The sequence below is a fragment of the Photobacterium sp. HL06 genome (assembly GCF_059552575.1).
The window spans coordinates 748,702-774,007 of the sequence record NZ_CM183915.1; the positions used below are offsets into that span (position 1 = coordinate 748,702).

Sequence of the window (25,306 nt, forward strand, 5' to 3'; positions counted from 1 at the left end):
TTTATCTACCTTAACGATATGCCATTCCCATCTGATGAACGGTGTGATAGCGACATCAGATGCAGTATTTCCGTCAAAACAGTCCGACAATTTCCCCCTGATCATCAAGCCTGATATCCAAGGCTGCCGGGTGTCGTGGCAAGCCGGGCATGGTCATAATGTCTCCGCACACCACGACGACAAACCCCGCTCCGGCCATCAGTCGAACCTCCCTAACGGGCAAAACATGATTCACCGGAGCTCCTATCACACTGGGTTCCGATGAAAAGCTATAGGGCGTTTTGGCGATACAAACAGGCAGATGCCCAAAACCAAGCTGATGAATATCGTCCAGCTGACCCAGAGCCGCGGTAGAGAATTGCACCTCGCTGGCACCATAAATACGTGTGGCCACGGCGTGAATTTTTTCATCCAGCGGCATATCATCCGGATAAAGTGGAGTCACTTGAGGGGATGGCTGCTGGAGCAAATCTAGCACCGCTTTAGCCATATCCTGCGCCCCTTCGCTACCTTGAGCCCAGTGATCGGCCGAGGCCACCCGAGCGCCTGATGCCAGGCAACAGCGTTGGATCACGGCGAGCTCTTCTTCGCTATCACTAGGAAAACGGTTAATCGCAACCAACGGTACAAGCCCAAACTGCTGGATATTCTGGATATGGCGAAGCAAATTAGCCGAGCCCGCTTCAACGGCTGCAACGTTTGGCTGTTCAAGGTATGGCTTGTCAACGCCCCCCTGCATTTTTAGCGCCCGCACGGTACAAACGAGCACGACCGCATCAGGAGATAAGCCTGCCAGGCGACATTTGATATCAATAAACTTTTCGGCTCCCAAATCAGCCCCAAAACCAGCTTCCGTCACCACCACATCACTCAGAGCAAGCGCGGCACGCGTCGCCATCAAAGAGCTACAACCATGGGCTATATTGGCAAAGGGCCCACCATGGACCAGCACCGGGTTATGCTCCAGGCTCTGAATAAGATTCGGCATCATGGCCTCTTTGAGCAGAACCGTCATGGCACCATCTGCGCCCAGATCACGCACCGTTACCACACTGGCATCGCGCCGACGACCGATGATCATTTCTCCCAGGCGTCGCTGTAGATCCTGCTGCCCTTCAGCCAAGCACAATACCGCCATAATTTCCGAAGCGACGGTAATATCAAACCCCGACTCTCGTGGTACACCGTGAGCGGTTCCACCTAACCCGCAAACGATATTACGCAATGCACGCTCATTGAGATCCATGACCCGCCGCCAGCTGATCCTGCGCGGATCCAAACCCAGTTCATTTCCCCAATGAATATGGTTGTCGATCAGCGAAACCAGCAAATTATGGGCAACCGTGATCGCATGGAAATCACCGTTAAAGTGCAGGTTCAGATCTTCCATCGGAATGGCCTGCGAGCGGCCTCCCCCTGCTGCGCCGCCCTTCATGCCAAAGCACGGCCCCAATGATGGTTCACGCAAACAGACTGTACTGTTAACTCCCAGTGCATTTAGCCCATCAGACAGACCGATACTGGTCGTGGTTTTGCCTTCCCCTGCCGCTGTCGGTGTGATTGCCGTTACCAGCACCAGCTTGCCGCGCTGATTGCTTACATCAAGATGGGCCATGTCGATTTTGGCCTTGTAGTGGCCATAAGGAATTAAGGTATGGGGCAGCAACCCCAACTGTTCGGCAGCGATTTCAATTATCGGCTTCGGTGTCACTGCACGGGCAATCTCAATATCTGGGGCTCCCGGAGGAGGTAATTTATCCGATGGTATCAGGGCAACATTTAGTTCGTTATTCACCGTCAGCCTCCTTCATCAATACTGCAGGCAGTACGCTTATGAGATTGCGACGATTATTATCGTCAGTAATTACTATTCAACCATCGGGCTGATTGTTTTAATCCGCCAAAGGGGTATAAATGGATCCCTCGAAAAGGCGTGCCGGGGTTGATCGTCTGATAACGAGCCATCTCCTGCACCAGCAATGCAGGTGTCCAGGGTTTAAGCAACTGGGCGGCCCTTAAGTTACGGCGTAACGCACCAGCAGACTCCACCACACCGCATTGCGCTGCATAGAAGAGTAAATTCTTAAGGCGTGTCGGCCCGGGCATCCCGAGATAAACAGGCAAAGGACCGAGCAACTCTTGGTAGCACTCTAACCATTGGATAAAGACTTCGGCGTCAAAAGAGAACTGCGTGACGACCCACATCTCAATCTGGTTTATTTCGGCATATTCTCGCTTAAAAGCCAGTGCACTGGTCAACTCGCTACTTCTCGCTACCGGATGCCCTTCAGGATGGCCAGCAACACCAATGCCTCGTAATGGGTGCTCAGTCAAAACCCCTGATGCCAACAGCGCAAGGGTGTTGGCAAAAGGCCCTGCCGGAGGCGTTTTTTCACCCGCAATCAGCAATATATTGTAGACACCAATATGGGTCAGCGAGGAGATCCACTGGTGTAGGTAAGCTTCACTCGGCACCGAGCGTGCCGGAATATGGGGAATAGGTACCATCCCCCAAGTCAGCAATCGCTCGCACGCTTCAAAGGTTTCTTCAAACCGCCCTTTGGGCAGGAACGGGACGTAAACCCGAGTACCCGCAACAAGCCAATCCGGCACAGTATGAAGCATCAAAACCTGCTTTGGCGTCGCCTCTATCGAGGCCTCCGTCTTCAGCTGACGCAAAGTGGGCTCAACATCTGGCTCATGGAACCCTTCCCCACCCATGCTATTGTAGGCATCACACTTCATACCGTACTCCAAGAGATTTCAGTTACTAATCGACGAAATCGCTTCCGCGAGATTTCGCGACTTCCCGCGAATTAGGGTTAACCGATGGCCGGAACGGCACCTCTACCACCTCGGCATCAACGACTTTACCGCCATACTCGGAAGGCAACGATACGCTCAATTTGGTGCCGATATCCCGCATTTCCCAAGGGACATGTGCCAATGCGATATTGGTCTGCAGCTCAGGTGAATACCAGGGAGACGATACATACCCTACAGCATCACCCCCATCTGAGCCGTAAACCAGCCAGAAGTCATTGGCATAATCCGTAATTGGATCACCACCCAGCACAATTCCTACCATAGTGAGGTTGAACGGCGGAGAGCCCGCATCGATTTGTTCCCGTGCTTTTTCCAGTGCCGCTTTACCGACATAGTCGGCCTCTTTGTTGCGTGGTACCTGATAGGCTAGATTGCACTGGAACGGCAGGCTTTCCTGATCTATATCTTGTCCCCAGGAGAGGATCCCGGCAGCAATACGGCGATGATGGGCCGGGGCGATTACCCGTAGCTTATGGTTTTTCCCTGCTTCCAACACTGTGTACCATAGTTTTTCAGCATCCTCGGTGACATTACGGCAGTAAATTTCATAGCCCCTTTCGCCAGTAAAACCGGTTTGCGAAATAACCACATCGCAGCCAGCAATTTCAGCCTCCATCAAGCCATAATAAGGAATATTTTTCACTTCTTCTCCAAACAGATCCACCATCAGCGCTTCGGACTTTGGTCCCTGGATCTGTACGGGTGCAACGTCGATCTCGGCGATCGTGACATCGTATTGCTTGCCTAAATTGATCCCTCGCAGCCACAACTCCAGGTCACTATCGGAAATTGAAAACCAGAACTCGTCTTCGGCAAGGCGAAGTAATACCGGATCATTGAGAATGCCACCTTCCTCATTGCATAAAATCACGTACTTACCATGCATAGGTTGGATCTTGGAAGCATCCCTGGTGATCACATAGTTCACAAAGGCTTCTGCATCTGGCCCCTTCACCTGGATTTGACGTTCAACCGCAACGTTCCACATCGTGACATCATTAACCAGTGAGTCATATTCCACCATTGCACCACCGTTTTCTGGCAGCACATAGCCACGAGGATGGTAAATGCGGTTGTAAACGGTTGCCCGCCAGCATCCGGCCTCAACAGAAAGGTGCCAGTAAGGCGACTTCCTTACCCGGGTGGATATCAGCATTTCAACGGGAGTAGGTCCCGACTGACGCAAATTGATCGGCACCCGGCGATGCGACTGATCAACGCTGGTTTCATGGCGCGCCACTCCGGCACGTGCTTGCAGTAATCGGTTGTCGTACTTTGTCATACCTTTGCCCTCATCCCCTTAGCGGTCCACCCATTAAATGTGACTGTTATTGAAAATTTGAATTTCCAATCTACGACATAGATGAAACCAAAAACGTCGTACTGACCTCTGTAACCAATCATTCAACAGTCAGGCCGTACTCTTCACTGGCATCTTGTAACCAGAGCCAGAGGTAGTCGGCAAAGCTACGCCGCACAACCAACTCAAATGCCATCTCATCGCTGCGCCGCAATACCACCTGAGTTTTGGCGAGTACCGTACCAACACACTTTCCGATCGGTAGCGAACGAATATCAACATCATAAGGCGTGGACTTTCTCAGTACCGCTTCAGCCTGCATACCTGACAGCGCAATGACACACTGACCGCCGCTGATATCGACGACAGAAAAATGACCCGATAAATGCTGACGTAACCTTGCTTCCACCTGCAGGCTTTGCGCTGACAAAATCAACCACTCGTTGGGAGATAGCCACCAAACCTGTATGTCTTCACTCACAATCGATGAGCATGGTTTTCGTGGCAGAGGCAGGCCGAGGGCAGTTTGTGCATCTTGATAAAAAACCTCATCATTACCGCCTCGCAATACATGCTGGGCAAGGCCTTTACGCTCGTGCAACACAACTTGCGGTGATATCTCAGATAATGAAGTTCTCTCAATACAACGCCGCTCGACGTGGTTTAGAGGAGATTCATAGCGCGGTTCATCAGGTGAGATATAAGGCTGTTTCGCTATTGCCGAGACCACTGACTGACGCTTACCTTCGGGATCATAAAACACCGCATCAGTGATTTCAGCTTTCAGCACCCGGCTATCAGCCAAGGGGAAGTAGACCACTTCCCCCATCCGGCTCAATCCGCCTTTTATCAACCCCAACGCAATACCATGGCCTAACGTGGCACTGTAATAACTAGAGCTGACATGCCCGACCATGGTCATCGGAATCGGTTCATCGGGATCGTTCACAGCCTGTGCCCCTTCAGGGATCACGACATCAGGCTCGGTACATTGAAGCCCGACCAGCTGTTTGCGATCCTCGCGCTGGGTATCTTCACGCAGCCATGAGCGGCGGCCAATAAAGCTAAATCCCTTCTTCTTGCCTGTGATCCAGGACATATTCATATCCTGTGGTGTCACAGAGCCGTCAGTGTCCTGGCCTGCAATAATGAAGCCTTTCTCCGCCCGGAGAATATGCATGGTTTCCGTACCGTAAGGGGTAATGTCGAACTCTTCCCCCGCTGCGATTATCTGCTGCCACAGGTAAAGACCGAAGTTTGCATTGACGTTGATTTCATACGATAGCTCGCCGGTGAAACTGATCCGAAAGATACGTGCCTCAACGCCAGCGATCCAGTGTGGTTGCCAGGTCATAAAGGGAAATGCACTATCGGAGAGATCAACATCCGGCAGTAGTTTCTGCAGTACAGTACGGCTGTTCGGGCCACCTATCGTCATGGTGGCCCAGTGATCGGTGACGCTGGTCATATACAGATCCAGCTCTGGCCATTCCGTCTGATGCCACAACTCCAGCCAGCGTAATACGCCAGCCGCCCCGCCCGTTGTGGTGGTCATCAGAAAATGATTATCATCGATGCAGGACGTTACCCCGTCATCAAAGATCATTCCATCTTCCTTGCACATCACCCCGTAACGGCAGCATCCCGGTGCCAACTGGCTCCAGCCGTTGGTATAGATGCGATTAAGAAATTCGCGCGCATCCGGCCCCTGGATATCAATCTTGCCGAGGGTCGAGGCATCTAAGATCCCGACACTGTTACGGGTCGCCAGGCACTCCCGATCCAGTGCCTGCTGCTGGGTTTCGTTGCCCCGGCGATAAAACCAAGGGCGCTTCCATTGCCCAACGTTCTCAAACTCAGCGCCATGCTGTAGGTGCCAAAGGTGCATTGCAGTAAAGCGTGCCGGATCGAACAAATGCCCCGTATCCCTCCCAGCCAGCGCACCAAAAGTTACTGGGGTGTACATTGGACGGAAGATAGTCGTGCCCGTTTCGGGAATCGTCTGGCCAAGCGCCCTGGCAGCAATGGCCATACCATTGATATTGCCTGTCTTACCCTGATCGGTTCCAAACCCCAAAGCGGTGTAACGCTTAACGTGCTCAATGGATTCGAACCCTTCACGTACTGCCAGCTCAATACCGGCAGCCGTCACATCATTTTGAAAATCGACAAACTGCTTGGGAGCTCGGCTGGTCGGAAAATAATGGGGGATATGGTAAATAGCCAACGATTCCGATTCACCAGGGTCGATAACATCAGGCAACGCAGCAGACACCAGAGAGACCTGCAGGCGATCAGCCACCGCCTGCGCTGCTTTGTTGCCATCTTCGAGTACATCTGACAGTGCGTAACGCCCCTGAACCCCTCCGGCATAGAGCAAATCCGGATTACCCGGCACGAAACCGGCAATGTCATCACGCCACACCGGACGGCTACCGGCATGGCAGGATAGGTGCAAGCTCGGGCTCCATCCACCCGAGCTAGCCACCGTATCGCAGCTAAGCAGGCGGCTGCCGGAACGGCTCACATGACGGCCATCATGCTTCAGCTGTGCGACCTCGACCGCACTTACCCGTTTATGACCGTGAACATTAATCACCGCATGGCCCCGGATTATTTCCAGACCAGCAGCCATGGCACGTTCCACCCATTCTCCGGAGCTCGCTGGACGGGTATCGACAATCGCCACCACCTCTCGACCCGCTTCATGCCAGTCAAGTGCAGTTTGATAACCATGGTCATTGGCAGTCATCAGTACCAGTTTTTGTCCCGGGATCACGCCGTAGCGACAAATATAAGTCGACACTGCCGAGGCAAGCATACAGCCCGGCACATCATTATTGCCAAACACCAGCGGGCGCTCGATAGCCCCCGTTGCCAACAACACTTCACGCGCCCGTACCCGATGCAAACGCTGACGGGCACCTGGTATATTCTCGCCAAGATGATCCGTGCGACGCTCGACAATACCGAGAAAATTCTGATCGTAATAGCCAAAGACTGTACTGCGAGGCAGCAGGGTGATATCTGGATCATTACCAAGCAAGGCCAGTGTTTCGGACAACCACGAACTTGCAGGCTGACCACCAATCAATGGTTGAGTGCCTAGCAGGCAACCGCCCATCTCCTGTTGCTCATCGGCCACCAGTACTCGCAGCCCGCTACCAACAAGTTGCCTTGCAGCCATCAGGCCAGCAGGCCCTCCGCCCACAATCATCACATCGCAGTGGTGGTGCATCTTGTCATATTTGTCAGGATCACAAGCCTGTGGCGCTTTGCCTAACCCTGCCGCTTTGCGGATGTACTTTTCATAGGTCATCCACATCGACTCGGGGTACATAAAGGTTTTGTAATAAAACCCGACCGGCATCAGGGCACCGCCGACTTTACCCAAGGCCGATTTCATATCCCGCTCGATATCAGGCCAACCGCTGACGCTGGTGGCAACCAGCCCGTCATATAATTCAACTTGAGTGGCGCGCAAATTAGGAATAGTGGTAGCCGGTGAGCTGCCTACCTGAAGAATTGCATTGGGCTCTTCGGCTCCCGAACCGAGTATGCCGCGCGGTCGGCTGTATTTATAACTCCGCCCAATAACATCAATACCGTTGGCAAGCAGAGCAGAAGCCAGTGTGTCCCCTTGATAACCGGAATAGGTATTACCGTTGAAAGTAAATGTCAGCGATTTTTTACGATCAATCCGCCCACCGGCAGACAAGCGATTAGGCTGGTTCATTGGCGCTTATCTCCCTCAATTTCGGGTAGCGTATCTGTGAGCTTATAAACTCGCTCAATGTCGTAGCTCACCGTGTTGCGGATCACGTTAAAAAACTGGCGGCACCCCGTCGCATGAAACCACATTTCTCTGTGGTTCCCTTTAATGTTGTTGCGATGAAACAGGTATCGTCCCCACTCTTCGTCACTGACGCAGTCCGGATCTGGAGGCCGCACGATGTGAGCTTCTCCGGCATAGGTGAACTCTTCTTCCTCACGGTCTTCTCCGCAATAAGGGCAGTAGATATTCAGCATAACGTTCCCTCCTAGTGCGCCACACCTGCCGCGCCATGTTCGTCAATCAAATGGCCACTGATAAAACGGTCGATGCTAAATGGCTGTGCCAGTGGATGCGGTCTGTCACAGGCAATCGTATCGGCAAAGACGTGGCCGGATCCCGGCGTAGCCTTGAACCCACCCGTTCCCCAACCGCAATTAAAATAGAGTCCATCAATGGTTGTCGGGCTGATGATCGGACAAGCATCCGGACAAATATCCACAATGCCGCCCCAATGGCGGTTGAGCCGAACCCGGCTGAGAAAAGGAAACATTTCAATGATGGCAGCAATGGTATGCTCGATAACCGGAAAGGAGCCACGCTGACCGTAGCCAAGGTAACTATCAATACCAGCCCCGATCACCAGATCGCCTTTGTCCGATTGGCTCATATAGCCATGGACATGATTTGACATCACTACGGTATCTAGACAGGGTTTTAATGGCTCTGACACCATGGCCTGTAGCGGATGTGATTCAATCGGCAGGGTCATGTTGACCATCTTGGCCAATTCACCGGAATTGCCCGCTGCAACACAGCCGACTTTGGCAGCCCCGATAAAACCATTTTTGGTCTCGACGCCTTGTACTCTGCCATCCTGCACACGGATCCCTGTTACTTCGCTTTGCTGGATCAAGTCAACGCCCAGCTTGTCAGCCGCCCGGGCGAACCCCCATGCGACGGCATCATGCCGCGCCGTACCAGCCCGTGGCTGCCAGCTCGCGCCCAGAACCGGATAGCGGGCATTGGGCGAGCAATCAAGCAACGGTACCAAGGCCTGTACAGCCTCGGTATCTAGCACTTCACCGTCGATGCCATTAAGCCGGTTGGCATTTACCCGTCGCTCGATATCCCGCATATCTTGTAAGGTATGCCCCAGGTTCAGTACCCCACGTTGGCTGAACATCAGGTTGTAGTTGAGATCTTGCGACAGTCCTTCCCACAACTTCAGTGAATGCTCGTAGAGCTGGGCTGCTTCGTCCCAGAGATAATTGGAGCGAACAATCGTGGTATTGCGCGCGGTATTTCCCCCGCCCAGATATCCCTTCTCCACAACGGCAACATTGGTGATCCCATGCACTTTTGCCAAATAGTACGCGGTTGCTAACCCATGCCCGCCACCACCGATAATTACCACATCATAAAATGGCTTGGGTTTAGGATTACGCCATACACGCTGCCAATGTTCATGAAAACTCAATGCATGCTTAAACAGGCCAAATCCCGAGTAGTGGTTCTTTTTCTCATCCATTGATCACGCCTTCTCAGACAAACACCTAGAAATACAAAAGCATTCCAGAAAGCAAACCTGCTCCCATCTGATGAAGACTAATTCTAAGCTAGAGAAAAGAATGTCCGGTTGCGGCGAACAGTAGCGGATTTGCGACACTTTGCCGGATTTGTACTGTTGGAAGTGGTGAATGCTATTAGGCTGAAAAGGTAAGTCAGGGCTGCGATTCAGAACACTCTAAGAAATATCGTTATAAAAATAGGGGGGAATGGCAAATCAAAAAACGCCAGTGTAAATCATCATCTTGACGTCTTTTATTGCTGCATGAGGCATGATTTAGTCGCAATGTGCAAAATGCGACTGACTTGTGTCAGTTCTTAAAGCACTACTTTTTGCTAACTGTAAAAGTGGCTGATTGACATGAAACTGCGCTCCAACTCCAGGCCAATAATATTCACCATCATCTATGCAAAGAGTAAGAATTACGGGAGCATTATCCAAAATTACTTCCTCGTCGTGCTCCACAAACATTGTATAGTGAACATTACTACGCTCTTCTCCACGAATAGTTTCAATGACATCAGCGTAAAAGATATGTTTACTACTAAATTCGCCATCAGCCATATCGATGACTTCAACACGAGTATGCTTCACAACTGCAGAGTAGGGTGTAGCTACAATAGCTTCTGATAAAAATGCTCTTTGGCCTGCAAGTTGCTCCTGACTAAGGCGACCAACAGCAGATGCTTGACACGCGATTAAAACAGCACAGGCAGAAAAGAATACATACATTCTCATATCATCAGTCCCTTTGTAATTACGCTTCAGAGCCTGCGATAGTCGCTTTCTTCGTATAAACAGGTAATGTGCCTTTAGCTATATCGTAGTTACCGGGAACAACAAATGTATCCCATACTTCTACAGGGTAACGAGCTATGTTGACTTGATCGCTTTGATTTCCGCCGAGCATGTATAAATACTTGCCATCATGGCTAGTTATGAGTGTTTGTAATATGGATTCAAAACTATAGATAAGCGTAGCTCAGATCAAAAGTATCGTTCTCTACTGCGAGAAGTAACGTAGAGGTCTTGAGTAATAACCCAGTCAATTACACATTTAAGAGATCGACCTTAACTTCTAGAGCATCTAGCAAGGTTATAAAGTAAATAAAGAGTCACTCTAATAACATAACTACACTTCAATCACGGTACAGTGACAGCTCTAGAGGAAACCCATGCAAACAATTTTACCGCCTTCGCTAAAACCCGGAGATACAATCGGCTTTTTCTCGCCATCTGCCCCGGCAACGGTATTCGCCCCAAAACGCTTTGAACGGGCTAAAGCCTACTTGGAAAATAAAGGCTTCAAGTTAGTCGCCGGATCACTAACCGGAAAGAGCGACCATTATCGTTCTGGCTCAATCCTAGAGCGGGCAGAAGAACTCAATGCGCTGATCCGCGATCCTAAGGTACGTTGCATTATGTCGACAATTGGCGGGATGAACAGTAACTCTCTGCTGCCCTATATCGATTACGAAGCGTTGAAAAACGATCCCAAAATCATAATTGGCTATTCCGATGTGACCGCACTCTTGCTCAGTATTTACTCCCAGACAGGGCTGGTGACTTTCTATGGCCCGGCCTTAGTTGCCTCTTTCGGTGAATTCCCGCCACTGGTTGATCAAACCTTCGACTCTTTTCTCGCGTTAACCAGCGCATCAAGCCAAGATCGCTATCAATATACGCAGCCTGAGTACTGGACTGATATCTTCATCGACTGGAACAGCCAAGACGAAGCCAAGCCCGTGTATCCCAACCATTGTGAATTCCTGGGCTCAGGCACAGTTTCTGGCCGCTTGATCGGCGGTAATCAAAACACCATGATGGCGATCTGGGGGACACCATACCAACCAGAGATCCAGCAAGGGGATATTCTGTTGCTGGAAGACAGTATGCACGATATCGCGACAGTTGAACGCACAACGGCGCAACTTAAGCTGGCTGGTGTTTTCGACCGTATTTCGGCGATTATCCTTGGCAAACATGAGCTATTCAAAGACAGCGGAACCTTACGCAAACCTGTTGATGTACTACGTGAAGTTCTCGGTGATACCAAACTCCCTATTATCAATGGTTTTGACAGCTGCCACACCCACCCTATGCTAACGATGCCGATTGGCACTAGGGTGACAATTGATTTTGACCTGGAAACCGTATGTCTGGCAGAGCCATGGCTGGCGAAGTGTTCGAGTTAAATGGCGCAGTTATTACGAATGAATATAGGCGTCAAAGGCCATGAAGAATTGGCTAATGCCTTCATGGCTCCTTTCTAATACTACTCAAACTGATCGATGAACGCTTTCAATGCATCTAAATCAACAATCTTAATTTCAGCTCCCTCTTTCACAACCAACCCCTTATCAATCAGCTCCTTCACGGCACGGCGGTATACCCGGCTCGAAGTACCAAAACGTTCGGCTTCCTGACCTGCTTTGTCAAATGAACCCAGCATCACATTCTCTTGGTGACGGTGCCATAGATCGTAGGCAATGTTGTAGGTAATAGGATGCAACAAACGATAGGTATAAATATCCAGGGAATCCTGATAATCATTGGCCAAGGCACTGGCAAAGAACAAGGTGAACTCGGGACGTTCAAGCAACAGATCAGCCACCGCTTTCAAGCAGATCACATCAACTTCAATCTGCTCTTCCGACACGACACTCCATTGACATGGTGTCTCGCTAAACAGCTCCATTTCACCAAAAATATGGTGATCGCAGTCAACTTCACCGAGCTGAAAACGTCGGCCGTTTACTGCAGAAATGTTCATTGATACCCGGCCAACAGACACCAAATACAAATATTCAACAACCTGCCCCTGACGTAGAATTTCCTCGCCCGCCTGATAATACTTGCTATGAAGCTGACATTGGTAAAATGCCTGATGAAACTCTTGGTACAGCGCATTTAGGTGCTGGGTAAAGCGACCCGTTTGGTAAGGTTTAAGTTGCATAAAATCAGGAGCAGCAGCCAATAAGTCATCAAATCCTAGCTAAACGTTGCTTGTAGCACAACACTCTCTTCGCTACGCAAATCACAGACACAATAAAGCCCAGCCGAAGCCGGGCTTAAACACGATAATAAGAGAAACAAATCGAGTTATCTAAGGCTGCATACAAAGTGCGTATAATGCCGCTTTTGCCGCCGTCATTTCACCTTGCATCATAACCTCGTCGGCATTGGCATACTGGTTGATGCCATCCTGTACATCTTGCTGATACAGAACAACATTGTTCAGCACCGATGCCACTTGTAGCCCGCGAAGCTTGCCTACGGTAAGCAAAGCAGAGGTCTCCATATCAGCCCCCAGCACCCCTTTCTTATTCCAGTAGTGGCATAGTTGGTCTTCACCATCGGTATAGAAACTGTCATGTGAGCGCACGATACCGAAATGCGCAGGGCATTGATGCTGCGTGATGTAAGACTCAATGCTTGCAACCAAATGGTGGCTGGCAACAGCCGGAAATTCACTGGCCACATAGGCCTTTGAGCCGCCTTCGTCGCGCACAGCCGCTTGCGCAACAATCAACTCACCCAGACCGATATCTCCCTGAAGGGCACCGGCCGAGCCTACTCGCACCATATATCTGGCACCACATTGCACCAGTTCTTCAAGCGCGATAATTGCCGAAGGGGCGCCAATGCCAGTACTGCACACCGTAATTGTATATCCCTGGTATTGTCCGCTCATCACCCGATATTCGCGATTTTCGGCCAGCAATTCAGGCTGTTCCAGCAGCGCGGCGATGCGATTAACACGGTCTGGCTCACCGCACACAATCACTCGCTCCGATACCTGCTCAGCACTCACGGCAATATGGGGTTGCTTGCTCATGCTACCGCCTCTTTTACCGACGCTTGCTTAGCTTGGTTTTGCTTAGCTGTATTCATCCATGCACGGGTACCATTCGCCGCAATAAACAGCAAGATTGCGTACTCTATCGATAGTGCATAGACACCCTGGGCGGCATAGATGCCCACGCTGATCACATTGATCACCACCCAAAGGATCCAGTTTTCAACGTATTTACGGGTCATCAGGATTTGCGCCACGACAGACAGTACCGTCATCACCGAATCCCAGAACGGGAAGGCATCAGGCTCAAGCGTAGGACGAGCCAGATCGGCGCCGAACATATTCAGACCATCGACGGTAATATTAGCCAGCGTAAAGAAGAATGGGTCGATGTACATCGTCATCAGGCCGATGGCCAACACACTGATTGCTGCCGTACCCGCTAGCTTTTGCATGCTAAGCCAGCGAACTTCCAGCATGTCTCCGGTGTCTGAGGTTGGCCGGGTCCACGCATACCAGCCATATAGGTTGGCGCAGAAAAAGAAGAACTGGAGAAGTAGGATCCCGTAAAGCTGGATCTGGTAAAAGATGATTGCAAATAAGGTAACGTTAACCAGACCAAACAGGTAATTGATCGTTTTCTCCTGGCTTGCATACCAAATACACAGCAAGCCAAATACAGTTCCGACCGCCTCGATCCACGACATCGCATAACCGCCGCCAATAGGAATGTTCACCAGGGTATTATTTATATCGAACCAAGCTGCAAAGTCCATCCGGTTGTCCTTTCATTGTTGTTTTAGCGTGGCGATATTGTAAGAAAACCTTCGCTATAGCAATGAGGACATTTGTCCCATCAGATTTGGTGCGGGTCATAGTTTAGGGAAATATCAGCAATGTTTGTGTAAGGAACTATTCAGCCAACATTTCTTTCAACCAATCGACAAACACCTTTACCCTTGGGCTGTGCGCTTTGCCTGGCGTAACGGCGTAGTAATTATGCAGGCAATTCACTTCGAGCTCAGGAAACGGTTTGACCAGCTCACCACTCTGAATACGCTTATTAACCAAAGTGTGCCTTCCCATTGCAACCCCAGCGTGGTTCATAGCTGCCACAATCGACAGGTCTGAACGGTCAAAACCCATCCCACGACACGATGCTAAATTGTCGACACCAAATGACTCTGACCAGAATTGCCACTCATCTAAACCAGATTTGTAATCCCATGCCTGCTTGTCATGCAGCAACGTACAGGCTTCCAGCCCAGAGGGATTATCAAATAGATTGTTCTGCTGGGCATACTCCCTACTACATACCGGGACAATCGACTCACTCATCAATTGTTCACAATGCAAACCTTCCGGCGGCTTGTCGTCATAATAGATAGCGAGGTCGATATTGTAGTTGTTGAAATTGATGTATTCGTTGCCGGTGAGAATATCCAGGCTTATCGAAGGATAGCGCTGATGAAAATCAGCCAGCTTGGGAACCAACCAGCACTGGGCTATAGAGGGACGTGAATAGACTGTCAGTGATCCTGAGATCTCATTGTTTCGTATCTCGGCAACCTCTTGGTTAATTAGTGCCAATGACGATTGCAATGCTGCATAAATTCTCTCGCCTTCGTCCGTTAGCTTTATCTTTCGATGAAAGCGCTCGAACAACTTAAACCCAAGTTCAGCCTCGAGCCCATTGATCCGATGGCTAATTGCACTGGGGCTGAGCGATAGTTCTTCAGCGGCCATTGAGAATGAAAGATGGCGCGCCGCCACCTCAAAGGTATGTAACTTAGATAACTGGTAGCCATTAAGCAGCATATTTCCTGTTAATGGCAGGTTTTTTGCGTACATTACATTAACAAATATCGAGATTTATAGACGATCACAGTACCCGCTACTTAGCGGTTACGTCACGGTTTCATATTATTTTGTGTGAACTTTATCGCTCCAAAATACTACATTTTGAACAAAGTCACCTTTTTGATTGAATCTAGCTCATCTGAAAGTTGAGTATTGATCGTTTGTCAGCCTGATCCCCGAGAGCTTTAATGAGCCCCGAAACAAAAGATCTTATACAGACAAGGACAAAGATATGTATTCGGACGCGTGGATATTTGGCACATTAATAAGCTCAATAGCATTAATTGTGTTCACAATAATAAAACTAAAAATTCACCCCTTCCTGGCATTGCTCTTCTCAAGTTTTTTCGTGGGAAGCGTGATGGGGATGAATCCCGTCGAGATGATTAGTGCAATCGAAAACGGGGTTGGCGGTACTCTGGGCTTTCTCGCCATTGTGATCGGGCTTGGGACAATCTTGGGCAAAATGATGGAGGTTTCCGGTGCCGCTGAACGCATCGGGTTAACCCTGCAGCGTTTGCCCTATATCTCTGCTGATGTGATCATGGTGCTCATCGGCTTGGTATGTGGTATTACCCTATTTGTTGAAGTCGGTGTCGTATTGCTGATCCCGCTGGCTTTCTCTATTGCCAAGAAAACCAATACTTCACTGCTAAAGCTGGCAATCCCTTTGGGAACGGCACTGATGACTGTTCACTGCATCATGCCCCCACACCCGGCAGCACTGTATGTCACCAATGCGCTCGGTGCCGATGTCGGCACAGTGATCCTCTACGGTTTTATTCTTGGCTTGCCAACCGCACTCGTTGGTGGCCCATTGTTTCTCAAACTGGTCGGCTCGCGCCTTCCTTTCACTGAAGTGCCGGCCGATCTGGCATCGGATGAAGAAAGAAACGAAGAAGATCTGCCCTCGCTCGGTGCAACCCTCTTTACGATATTGCTACCTATTGCCCTGATGCTGCTTAAAACCGGCGCTGAGCTAAACCTTGAGGAAGGCACTACCCTATATACCGTCATTGAATTTATCGGCAACCCGATCACGGCAATGTTTATCGCGGCCCTCAATGCCTACTACCTACTTGGCCTGAAGCAAAATATGGGCATGTCACAGCTACTCGACAAGACAGAAAACTGCTTCTCGTCCATCGCTAATATTCTGCTCATCATCGGTGCCGGCGGTGCGTTCAATGGCGTTCTTAACGCTAGCGGACTTGGTGACGGCCTGGCAACAATCCTTGCAGGCTGGCACATGCACCCTATTCTGTTGGCATGGTTAGTCGCTTTGGTTATGCATGCCGCCGTCGGCTCGGCAACCGTTGCCATGATGGGCTCTACGGCAATTGTTTCACCGATGTTGGCGTTATACCCCGATGTTTCTCCAGAGATCATCACTCTGGCTATTGGCTCGGGCGCAATTGGCTGCACTATAGTAACAGATTCACTATTCTGGCTAGTGAAGCAATACTCGGGAGCAAGCCTGCATGACACTTTCAAATACTATACGACAGCAACGGCAATCGCTTCTGTCGTTGCACTAGGCGGCACCTTCCTGCTGTCTTACATCATCTAATTCAAGAGAAGAGATATATTGTGAATACTGAACAAATCAAAAAATTGGTATCAGAGTATCCTTTGGTTCAACAGCTAATTGATCTAAAAGAGCTGGCTTGGTTCAACCCAAATATCACCACATTGGAACAAGGGCTACCGTATGTCGGCCTGGATCACGATGATGTCAAAGATGCCAGCGAGCGCCTTAAGCGCTTTGCCCCATACCTCTGCAAGGCATTTCCGGAAACCGCTGAAACCAACGGGATCATTGAATCTGAAATTCAGGCCATTCCAGCGATGCAAGCCGAGCTTAGCTCTCGCTATCACACCGATATCAGCGGAAAGGTACTGCTGAAAAAAGACAGCCACCTGCCAATTTCTGGTTCGATTAAGGCGCGAGGCGGAATATACGAAGTATTAAAGCATGCTGAAGGGCTAGCCATCGAAGCCGGACTGCTATCGGTTGAAGACAATTATGAAAAGCTTCATTCCGATACGTTTACCCAGTTTTTCAGCCAGTACAGTATTGCTGTCGGTTCGACGGGTAACCTGGGTATGTCGATTGGTATCATGAGCGCCAAACTGGGCTTCAACGTCAGCGTTCACATGTCAGCTGACGCGCGTGAGTGGAAGAAAAACAAACTTCGCTCCCACGGGGTCAATGTGGTCGAGTATCAATCAGACTACGGAGTTGCTGTAGAGAAGGGACGCGAAGAAGCCGCCCATGATCCAAAATGTTTCTTTATCGATGACGAGAACTCCAAAAATCTATTTCTTGGCTATTCGGTTGCTGGTGAGCGGGTCAAAAAGCAGTTCATTGATATGGGTATTACCGTAGACAGCAATAACCCGCTGTTTGTCTACCTGCCATGCGGTGTGGGTGGTGGACCTGGTGGGGTAGCCTTTGGCCTCAAGCTGGCGTTTGGCGATAACGTGCACTGCATTTTTGCCGAACCTACCCATTCGCCTTGCATGCTACTGGGTGTCCATACCGGGCTGCACGATAATATTGCCGTTCAAGACCTGGGGATCGACAACATCACCGCCGCTGACGGCCTCGCCGTCGGTCGTGCCTCGGGGTTTGTCGGGCGTGCCATGGAACGCCTGCTCGACGGCTACTTCACCATCGAAGATCAGGAGATGTATAACCTATTGGGCCTGCTCAGCAAAAACGAAGATATTCAGCTGGAACCATCTGCACTGGCGGGAATGGTTGGTCCGATCCATGTTCAGCAAAATAGCAAATACCTCGATAGAATGGGCTTTACTACAGAAAAACTACGCAATGCGACCCATCTTGTCTGGGCAACTGGCGGCGGCATGGTACCGGCAACCGAGATGGAAAAATATTTGGCAACGGCCAAGTAACTTCCTAATTGCTGACTATATCTGACCGTATCTAGCTACCTAACGAGAAAAGGCTGCGCTTCTGGCGCAGCCTTTTTCCTTCCATCGCGATTAACACTTAATTACTCTATCGCAATACGTTTATGGGCAATCCCTGTATGGCAATGAATACAGGTCTCCCCCCTGCTTTCCATCATCTCATGGTTCAATCTGGCTCGCTGGGGTTGCTTGCTCAGATCAAAGTTATCACCGACATGACAGGTTCGGCATGTTTCGGAATCACTGGCCAACATATCATCCCAAACCATTTTTGCCAGCCTGGGCCTATGCTCCTCGAAATTCTCCTTGGTGATTGTGCCCTTAATCATGTGATAGATATCGGCCGTCGCGGCAATCTTCACCTGCATCTTGTCAATGAAGCCGGGTGGAACATGGCAGTCTGCACACGTTGCCAATACCTCATCGTCACTGATGTAATGCGACGAGGCCTTATACTCTTGGACAATGGTATCCATGCTGAGGTGGCAGCTAAAACAGAATGCATTCTGATTGGACGCAACCATCACACCCTGAAATGCCCCCACAGCCAGCACTGCCAAAAAAATACCAATCGGTATTCCCCACAGCAGCGGTTTTTTCAGCCATCGCCATAAGCGTTGCGTCCGAGATAATTCTTCTCCCATAGTTCCTCACTTAGGAGTCAGGCCGGCATAACCGGCCTCCCCGGATGGTTTATTCCTTGCTTTCACTTAGATAGCGGGCCTTGAACTCTGCCTGCGCTTTCTTACGGGCTTCTTTCACTGAGTCTGGCTCTTTACCGGTGAACCAGGCATGCTCAGGTCTGTCCAGAATGTCCTGCAACACCTTGCGGGCACGTTCAGCTCCCTCTTTGTTACCGTTATGCTCGGCTTTCTCAACCACCTCGAGATACTGAGGCACCATCTCGATGTAGAAACGTTCAGCCACTTCGTACATACCATGCCACTGTACATAATCTGGTGCCTGCATAGCCGCACCATGTCGAGCCCTTCGACCTTCGTGGTGCCAGAGGTAGAACCATGTCCACTCAATTTCTTCATCGAATCCAATATCAGTGAGCATTCCCTCTTTGCTTAGTGTTGTCATCAGAGCCTTACCCGGACGGGCAAACTTGTCATTATAGAGTTCTACCAAAGAATCAAACTGGATATAGAAGTTGTCGATCATCGACTTAGTATGACAAGCTTGGCAAACATTACGCATATCAGCACGACGTGCCTGCCAGGTTTTGGTCTCTTTGCCCAAGGCGAGATCCTTGGCATCGATTTTTTCAGAAATTGCGGGGCGCAATGTCCAGGAAATACGATCACCGACATCATGAGTCACTGGCAACTCGCGGGTAGCAGACATATGGCAGGTAGCACAGGTAGGGGCTGCGTCATAATCTTCACCAACAATCCATTTTGCTGAATCCAGATTCATCCGATCAACATGGGCATAGAAGTTAATGCCATGCTTCGATTCATCGTAAACTTCTTTTTGTGGATGGTCAGGACCAAGGTGGCACTTACCGCAAGCTTCAGGACGACGAGCCTGGACCATATCAAACTCATGTCGCTGGTGACAGGCGCTACAGGCACCAATCGAGCCATCCGGGTTGATCCGCCCAATCCCTGTATTCGGCCAGGTCGTTGGGTCCAAATCACCATTTTCCAACACTTTGACTTCTGAGCCGTGGCACTGCCAACAACCATTTACCGCCGCCGGAGACTGGCCATTCAGGGTCAAGGCCCCTTCAACCACCTCAGCCAGGAAGTTATCCAAAGAACCAATTATCTGGCCTGCTTTGGCATGATGGCTTTTTGCAAACTGATCGACCTCCTGGTTGTGACACTGGCCACAATCTTTCGGAGAAACAATTACGGCAATATTAAATCCTTCATGCTTGATAGCATCCTTATCCGAAGGATCTGCCTGATGGCATTCATAACAACCTACATTCGCACCATAGTGCTTAGAGCGCCCCCATTGGGCATAAATAGACGGGTTTTTATCTTTATGACAGGCTGCACACTCCTTGCTTTGATCACTTAGCTGGGCAAAAGGCTTCATAATCAATGCCTTGGGCTCAGCATTTACTGTTGCCGACCATGATAGTAATACCGTGAAAATCATCGCCGAAAAGCTCCAATACAAGTATCGTACAGCCAATTTTTCATTGTCCATAGCCAACCTCTTTTGCTTACACTGCTTTCGTTGTGTTACATCACTTCTAAGAAATGCAACTTGGTATTTTCATATCCAAGCTTAGATGACGAATGAGATTCCGTAGTTTTTTAAAGGTAATAGATAGGCAAAGTTTGAGCGCCCTCTCACCACTATAAAAGTAATAAGCAAAGGCAGGAAAATAAGGCTCCTCTTTGATAAATTGATCGAGATATCACTTGTTCTAAGCTCGAGTCTTCAGTAGGCGAGTCGCCTATGCAAGTTACCGCTGTATTTGATTTCTTGAGCGTCTTCAGTGCATCTTTTTTGATAAAATCTGCATTCAATTTGGATCCAGCAAAATTATCGGCAACACTTAAGAATACCAAACAACATCTTACGCATTATGGAGTCTGCTATGCCATATCGACGCTTACTATTCCCGCTCGCACCCAAGCAAGCTCTTGGCTCTGCCTTCCATCAAGCGCTGCAGTTTGCCAATCAGCAAAAAGCTAACGTCATCCTGCTTGCGGTTATCGAAGAGCTGGCTGAAATGCAAGATCTCAGCCGTTACTCAGTATCAACGTTAAGCCTGCTCGATAATGCAACCAGGCAATGCGAGAAACAGCTCGAAGAATACAGATCTGAATTGTCACCCCAGTACCCCAATATTGAGTTTGATATAAAGGTCGTAACCGGTATTCCGTACATTGAAATAATCAAAACAGCAGCCAGTGACTCAGTCGATTTGATCGTGATCGACGCCCATCGTGACCATAAAGAAACCGCGTGCCAAGGGGGGACTTCAACCCGGCACCTGATGCGTGAATCCAACATTCCTATCTGGGCCATACACCCACAATTCGAACCAGCACGAATTAAGAAAATTGTTGCTGCCATTGATGTCACCGATGCCGACTCAGCCGAACTTAACAAGAAAATCATCCAGCATGCCCATGAGTTTGCGTTAATAAATAAAGCCAGTCTCTATCTCTGTCACGCCTGGCGACTGGAAAGTGAAGGATACCTACGCGAATGGAACCGATGTACGGACTTGGAGATCGCAGTTATTGCCAAACAACTACGGGATGACAGGGCGGCTCGGCTTGAAGCGCTTATGGCCCCCTATTCAGGCTCAACCACTTCAGTACAAATCACCATGCTAGAAGGTAATGCAAAAAAAATATTGCCGGACTTTGTCAATAACAATGATATTGATCTGGTCGTTATGGGCAGTGTATCAAGAACAGGCATTGCAGGCTTTGTGATGGGAAATACCGCAGAATATATGCTGGATAAAATTCAGTGCTCGGTGATCACGCTCAAACCGGAAGAATTTAAGTCACCAGTGCTTGGCTAGGCAATAACGCGACAGATCAGTAGGGTAAAGTATGATGGAAAATAGTTACCTGCAAGGATTAACCTGCAGGTAACTATTTGCAATCAGTCAAATTGAATCATACGTGCATTAGCTATGAATCACACCTTAAACTGATCGGTGGTTTTCATTAGAGCTTCACTTTGTATATCTAGCTCCCGACATAGCTCAGAAAGTTCTTGCGCACTGTTAGAGATGTTCCCGGACAAACCGTGAATAGCTTCAATATTAGTACTGACTTCATTCGATACGTTGCTCTGTTCACCCGCAGCTTGCGAGATCTGTTTGTTCATATCATTGATAGTACTGACATTAGAACTGATCTGTTTGAGAGCTATAGAGGCTTGCTCGGCGGTTTCGATACTACGTGCCGCAGCTTTCTGGCTTTCACTCATAGATTCGCTGGCTTCAGATGCCGTACTCTGCAGTTCAGAGATAATGGTGTTGATTTCTTCGGTCGACTCTTGGGTTTTGGATGCAAGGCTACGAACCTCATCGGCGACCACAGCAAAACCACGTCCTTGCTCACCTGCACGGGCAGCTTCAATTGCCGCATTCAGGGCTAATAGATTAGTTTGCTCAGCGATATTTTGAATAACAGATAGCACCGAACCGATATTGATTGTGCTTGCACGTAACAGTTCAATGCGATCTGCGGTAACTTCAATTTGCTGGTTCAGGGTTTGAATTTCTGCCTGACTGCTCGCCACGATGCTCAAACCGCTGCCTGCACTGCGGCTAGTTTCGGCAGTTTGTTCCGCAGTTTCACTGGCGTTACCCGAAACTTCGCCCGCAGAATGAGATAACTCTTGCAATGCAGCAGCAACTTGTTCGATTTCACGCAACTGATTTGCTGAGTTACTTTCAGAACATGAACTGATATTAGCCAGGCGTGCCGATTTATCACTGACTTGCTCACTAATTTGAATCGTGTCTCGGATCAAAGTTGTTAACTGTAGCATTACAAGGTTGAAATTCTTAGATAGTTGGCCAATTTCGTTGCTCGAAGATTCTGGAAGACGTTTAGTAAGATCGCCATTACCTGCCGCGATGGTAGCTAAAGACTCAGCAACCACGTTCACTGGTTTAATCACCACTTGAGTCAGTAGTGCACGAATAAGTAAAACAGTCACGACCATGATGGCGATAAGTTGCAAAAAACTGCCAACGATCGATGACTCTTCGGCGGCGACTACCCGGTCAGCGACAAAAGTGATCGCCACGTACCCCATCAATTCACCGTTGCGAGTGATCTCTATTTTCTCTGGCATCATCGGGTAATTGAAAGGGCCACTTTTTGCATGACCTTCACCGAGCAATTTTCCTCGATGATCAGTTACCACCACATCTTTAATAAGATCGGCTTGAGCTAGGGACTGGGCAATGCCATTGACTTGGTCAAAGTCATAAGAATACACCGCGCCTTCAAAGCTAGTCGTTGCAATGTCAACATAATCGGCACGAGCATGTTCAAACTGCTCTTTTGCAGTATCGACAGCCTCAAAATGACTAATACCAGAAGAGATAACAATAACGATGAACAAGCAGCCTGTAAGGTATAGTGTTGCTGTGTTTAACAGCGAGTTTTTAATAAAGTTTGGCATGAATTAAAGCTCCTCAATATTAAGCCAGTATTCTTTGCGATCGAGAGGTGTTTGAGGTGTTAGCAATGGATTATCGATAAAGAACACATGTCGCTGCTTAACATTGGCCTTGCTCAATACGTCTTGAATCATAGCGTTACTGAAAAAGAACTCATCGAAGCTGCCATCTTCCAATGCTTTATCCAGCCCTTGATGGATCCTCTCTGCTAACTGCTTATTATCTTTCCTTACAAAGAAATACATCGGCGCGCGATAAACCAGCATAATGTTGTTTTCAACCACTAGATTTAGCTCTGGCCTAGCCTCCACCTCCTGAAAAGGTTCGTGAATGCCCCGTGGGAAGTAGTCAAAACGTCCACCTTCAAGCATATAAAAGATGTTTTCGTAATCCATTGTGGTACGAACAGAAATATTTCCGCTTTGAAGAATTTGGGTATCAGGCCATAACTTGCCTTGGCCGGCATTAAAACGCTGTAAATCAGCAAAGGTTTTAATGGCATCATAACGATGTTGCTCGCCTTGGCGGATGATAAAGATACGGTTGCCGAGTAGCCCTTTATATACCGGGAATCGAACGGGTTCGAACTCGCCTTCAAGTTCGCTCGAGGTCATGCTCCAGTAGACCTCCATATTACCTTCACTGAGTAAAGTACGTTTACGCCCTTCAGAAAGGTTTTCACGTATTGGTTCCATACGGAACTTAGCCCCACTTCTTTCCAGTGCTAGTTTTAGAGCGCCAATGACAAACTGATCACCTTGAGCATCTGTTTCAGCATAGCGTATTTGCATTTGCGCAAAGCTAGTAAGTGGCAACACCAAAATTCCCAAAATCAGCATTATTTTTTTCACGCCAACCTCCCTGTTGATTTCACGTTAGCCCCCCTAAAGCTACCTGCGGTTAACACCAAGCAACCGGTGGGAATGTTCCCATTATTTAACCTATAAGCTTAATCAATGCAAATGACATCAACTTCTTGTGGGATAGATAGCAAGTTATTTACCTAGAATGCTGGGTGCCACTGCATTTACTCGGAATGGCTTTTTGTTTTGATGTTATTGGCGAACTGCATTTCATACATAATGGAGCTAGGATGACTTGGTTCTGGTGATTATAGGCAGGATATTACGACAAAAGGCCTCAGAGAGGCCTTTTCATTCATCAATATTAACTTAACGGCTTACCTTATGGCACACCATGTCCTTTAGATGCAGCCCATACGCGAAACCATTGTTCGCGGCTAAGCTCAATATCCAGTGCTTCAATGGCGGCCTGAACACGTTCTATCTTGCCCGAGCCGATAATTGGCAGCGGCTTGGATGGCAGGCGGCGAACCCAGGCATAGATAACCTGATCAATGCTTTTCGCTCCCACTTCTTCTCGGATCGACTCAAGTTCATGGCGAACTCGTACCTGTTGCTCAGACTGGCCAGAGAAAATGTCACCACCAGCCAGGCATGACCATGCCATTGGCTTAGTACGCTTCAACTGCATTTGATCTAAGGTACCGTCATGGGCAACGTCGAAGTTCAACGGATTGATTTCCACCTGGTTGGTTACCAGTGGTGCATCAAGGCGAGATTGCAGCAAATCAAACTGTGCCGGAGAGAAATTTGACACCCCAAAGTGATTCACTTTGCCCTGCTGTTTCAGTTCGGCAAATGCTTCGGCAACGTCGTCTGCATCCATCAATACGTCCGGACGGTGGATCAGCAGCACGTCAATATTCTCAACCTGCAGGCGCGACAGTGAATTGTTCACCGACTCAACAATGTGCGCTTTGCTGGTATCGTAATAGTTGATCTTGCGCTCAGGAAATTGATCTGTGCACAGCTTAATATCACACTTGGTGACGATCTCAATCTGATCGCGAATACTTGGCTCAAGTGCCAACGATTCACCAAACAGTGCTTCACAACTATAGCCACCATAAATATCGGCATGATCGACTGTGGTGATCCCCAATTCAATGTGCTGCTTGAGAAAGCTAAGGCGCTCGGCCGGGCTCATCTGCCAGTCCGCCAGACGCCAATATCCCTGGACTAATTCAGAAAACTGCGGACCTTGCGGAGTTAATTCAACTTTTGCCACCATTTTGGTCAGGCTCCATCTAACTA

At 49.1% G+C, this 25,306-nt stretch carries 21 protein-coding genes; 4 read left to right on the forward strand and 17 right to left on the reverse strand.

Annotated elements, in window-relative coordinates:
• Nucleotides 1-73: 73 nt before the first annotated feature.
• The 8 genes from AC51G0_RS21885 to AC51G0_RS21920 all read right to left on the reverse strand — a co-directional run bounded on the left by AC51G0_RS21885 (nucleotide 74) and on the right by AC51G0_RS21920 (nucleotide 10,378).
• Entirely contained in the window at nucleotides 74-1,795 is a 1,722-nt protein-coding gene (locus AC51G0_RS21885) for a formate--tetrahydrofolate ligase (protein WP_496303761.1), read from the reverse strand.
• 62 nt (nucleotides 1,796-1,857) lie between these two features.
• Nucleotides 1,858-2,745, reverse strand: a complete 888-nt coding sequence (locus AC51G0_RS21890; RefSeq protein ID WP_496303762.1) for a methylenetetrahydrofolate reductase — start codon at nucleotides 2,743-2,745, stop codon at nucleotides 1,858-1,860.
• A 25-nt stretch (nucleotides 2,746-2,770) separates the two neighbouring features.
• Entirely contained in the window at nucleotides 2,771-4,108 is a 1,338-nt protein-coding gene (locus AC51G0_RS21895; RefSeq protein ID WP_496303763.1) for a glycine cleavage T C-terminal barrel domain-containing protein, read from the reverse strand.
• 118 nt (nucleotides 4,109-4,226) lie between these two features.
• Nucleotides 4,227-7,862: a sarcosine oxidase subunit alpha family protein gene (locus AC51G0_RS21900; RefSeq protein ID WP_496303764.1), complete on the reverse strand. Its 3,636-nt coding sequence runs from the start codon at nucleotides 7,860-7,862 to the stop codon at nucleotides 4,227-4,229.
• A complete protein-coding gene (locus tag AC51G0_RS21905) occupies nucleotides 7,859-8,155 on the reverse strand; it encodes a sarcosine oxidase subunit delta (RefSeq protein WP_496303765.1) in 297 nt (98 codons plus the stop codon). Before AC51G0_RS21905 ends, AC51G0_RS21900 begins: the two co-directional genes overlap by 4 nt.
• Before the next feature lie 11 nt (nucleotides 8,156-8,166).
• Entirely contained in the window at nucleotides 8,167-9,429 is a 1,263-nt protein-coding gene (locus tag AC51G0_RS21910; RefSeq protein ID WP_496303766.1) for a sarcosine oxidase subunit beta family protein, read from the reverse strand.
• Between the two features lie 315 nt (nucleotides 9,430-9,744).
• Complete coding sequence (locus AC51G0_RS21915; protein WP_496303767.1) at nucleotides 9,745-10,206, reverse strand: hypothetical protein; 462 nt, start codon at nucleotides 10,204-10,206, stop codon at nucleotides 9,745-9,747.
• Nucleotides 10,207-10,225: 19 nt separating this feature from the next.
• Complete coding sequence (locus tag AC51G0_RS21920) at nucleotides 10,226-10,378, reverse strand: hypothetical protein (protein ID WP_496303768.1); 153 nt, start codon at nucleotides 10,376-10,378, stop codon at nucleotides 10,226-10,228.
• Between the two features lie 265 nt (nucleotides 10,379-10,643).
• Here AC51G0_RS21920 and AC51G0_RS21925 point away from each other — a divergent pair, with 265 nt between their 5' ends.
• Nucleotides 10,644-11,663: a S66 family peptidase gene (locus AC51G0_RS21925; RefSeq protein WP_496303769.1), complete on the forward strand. Its 1,020-nt coding sequence runs from the start codon at nucleotides 10,644-10,646 to the stop codon at nucleotides 11,661-11,663.
• A gap of 80 nt (nucleotides 11,664-11,743) precedes the next feature.
• Here the strand turns inward: AC51G0_RS21925 and AC51G0_RS21930 are convergent, their stop codons facing one another.
• The 4 genes from AC51G0_RS21930 to dsdC form a co-directional block, all read right to left on the reverse strand.
• Complete coding sequence (locus tag AC51G0_RS21930) at nucleotides 11,744-12,424, reverse strand: Crp/Fnr family transcriptional regulator (protein WP_496304175.1); 681 nt, start codon at nucleotides 12,422-12,424, stop codon at nucleotides 11,744-11,746.
• A gap of 150 nt (nucleotides 12,425-12,574) precedes the next feature.
• The gene (locus tag AC51G0_RS21935) at nucleotides 12,575-13,306 is read right to left on the reverse strand and encodes a nucleoside phosphorylase (RefSeq protein WP_496303770.1); all 732 of its coding nucleotides are present in this window, start codon (nucleotides 13,304-13,306) and stop codon (nucleotides 12,575-12,577) included.
• Nucleotides 13,303-14,043 carry a nicotinamide riboside transporter PnuC gene (gene pnuC / locus AC51G0_RS21940; protein ID WP_496303771.1) on the reverse strand — a complete coding sequence of 247 codons (741 nt, stop codon included), beginning with the start codon at nucleotides 14,041-14,043 and terminating at the stop codon, nucleotides 13,303-13,305. The genes AC51G0_RS21935 and pnuC overlap by 4 nt, the downstream gene beginning before the upstream one ends.
• Before the next feature lie 136 nt (nucleotides 14,044-14,179).
• Entirely contained in the window at nucleotides 14,180-15,118 is a 939-nt protein-coding gene (dsdC, locus tag AC51G0_RS21945; protein WP_496303772.1) for a DNA-binding transcriptional regulator DsdC, read from the reverse strand.
• 241 nt (nucleotides 15,119-15,359) lie between these two features.
• On the opposite strand from dsdC, the gene dsdX reads away from it, so the two are divergent.
• Complete coding sequence (gene dsdX / locus AC51G0_RS21950; protein WP_496303773.1) at nucleotides 15,360-16,697, forward strand: D-serine transporter DsdX; 1,338 nt, start codon at nucleotides 15,360-15,362, stop codon at nucleotides 16,695-16,697.
• A 20-nt stretch (nucleotides 16,698-16,717) separates the two neighbouring features.
• A complete protein-coding gene (gene dsdA, locus AC51G0_RS21955) occupies nucleotides 16,718-18,046 on the forward strand; it encodes a D-serine ammonia-lyase (protein WP_496303774.1) in 1,329 nt (442 codons plus the stop codon).
• 101 nt (nucleotides 18,047-18,147) lie between these two features.
• Here the strand turns inward: dsdA and AC51G0_RS21960 are convergent, their stop codons facing one another.
• Together AC51G0_RS21960 and AC51G0_RS21965 are read right to left on the reverse strand one after the other, a co-directional pair.
• A complete protein-coding gene (locus tag AC51G0_RS21960) occupies nucleotides 18,148-18,708 on the reverse strand; it encodes a NapC/NirT family cytochrome c (protein WP_496303775.1) in 561 nt (186 codons plus the stop codon).
• Nucleotides 18,709-18,757: 49 nt separating this feature from the next.
• Nucleotides 18,758-20,230 carry a multiheme c-type cytochrome gene (locus tag AC51G0_RS21965; RefSeq protein WP_496303776.1) on the reverse strand — a complete coding sequence of 491 codons (1,473 nt, stop codon included), beginning with the start codon at nucleotides 20,228-20,230 and terminating at the stop codon, nucleotides 18,758-18,760.
• A gap of 397 nt (nucleotides 20,231-20,627) precedes the next feature.
• On the opposite strand from AC51G0_RS21965, the gene AC51G0_RS21970 reads away from it, so the two are divergent.
• Nucleotides 20,628-21,569: a universal stress protein gene (locus AC51G0_RS21970; protein ID WP_496303777.1), complete on the forward strand. Its 942-nt coding sequence runs from the start codon at nucleotides 20,628-20,630 to the stop codon at nucleotides 21,567-21,569.
• Between the two features lie 119 nt (nucleotides 21,570-21,688).
• Here AC51G0_RS21970 and AC51G0_RS21975 read toward each other — a convergent pair whose 3' ends face one another.
• The 3 genes from AC51G0_RS21975 to AC51G0_RS21985 form a co-directional block, all read right to left on the reverse strand.
• Entirely contained in the window at nucleotides 21,689-23,191 is a 1,503-nt protein-coding gene (locus AC51G0_RS21975) for a methyl-accepting chemotaxis protein (RefSeq protein ID WP_496303778.1), read from the reverse strand.
• A 3-nt stretch (nucleotides 23,192-23,194) separates the two neighbouring features.
• Nucleotides 23,195-24,040, reverse strand: a complete 846-nt coding sequence (locus AC51G0_RS21980) for a transporter substrate-binding domain-containing protein (protein ID WP_496303779.1) — start codon at nucleotides 24,038-24,040, stop codon at nucleotides 23,195-23,197.
• Between the two features lie 334 nt (nucleotides 24,041-24,374).
• Entirely contained in the window at nucleotides 24,375-25,283 is a 909-nt protein-coding gene (locus tag AC51G0_RS21985; RefSeq protein ID WP_496303780.1) for an aldo/keto reductase, read from the reverse strand.
• Between the last annotated feature and the right edge of the window lie 23 nt (nucleotides 25,284-25,306).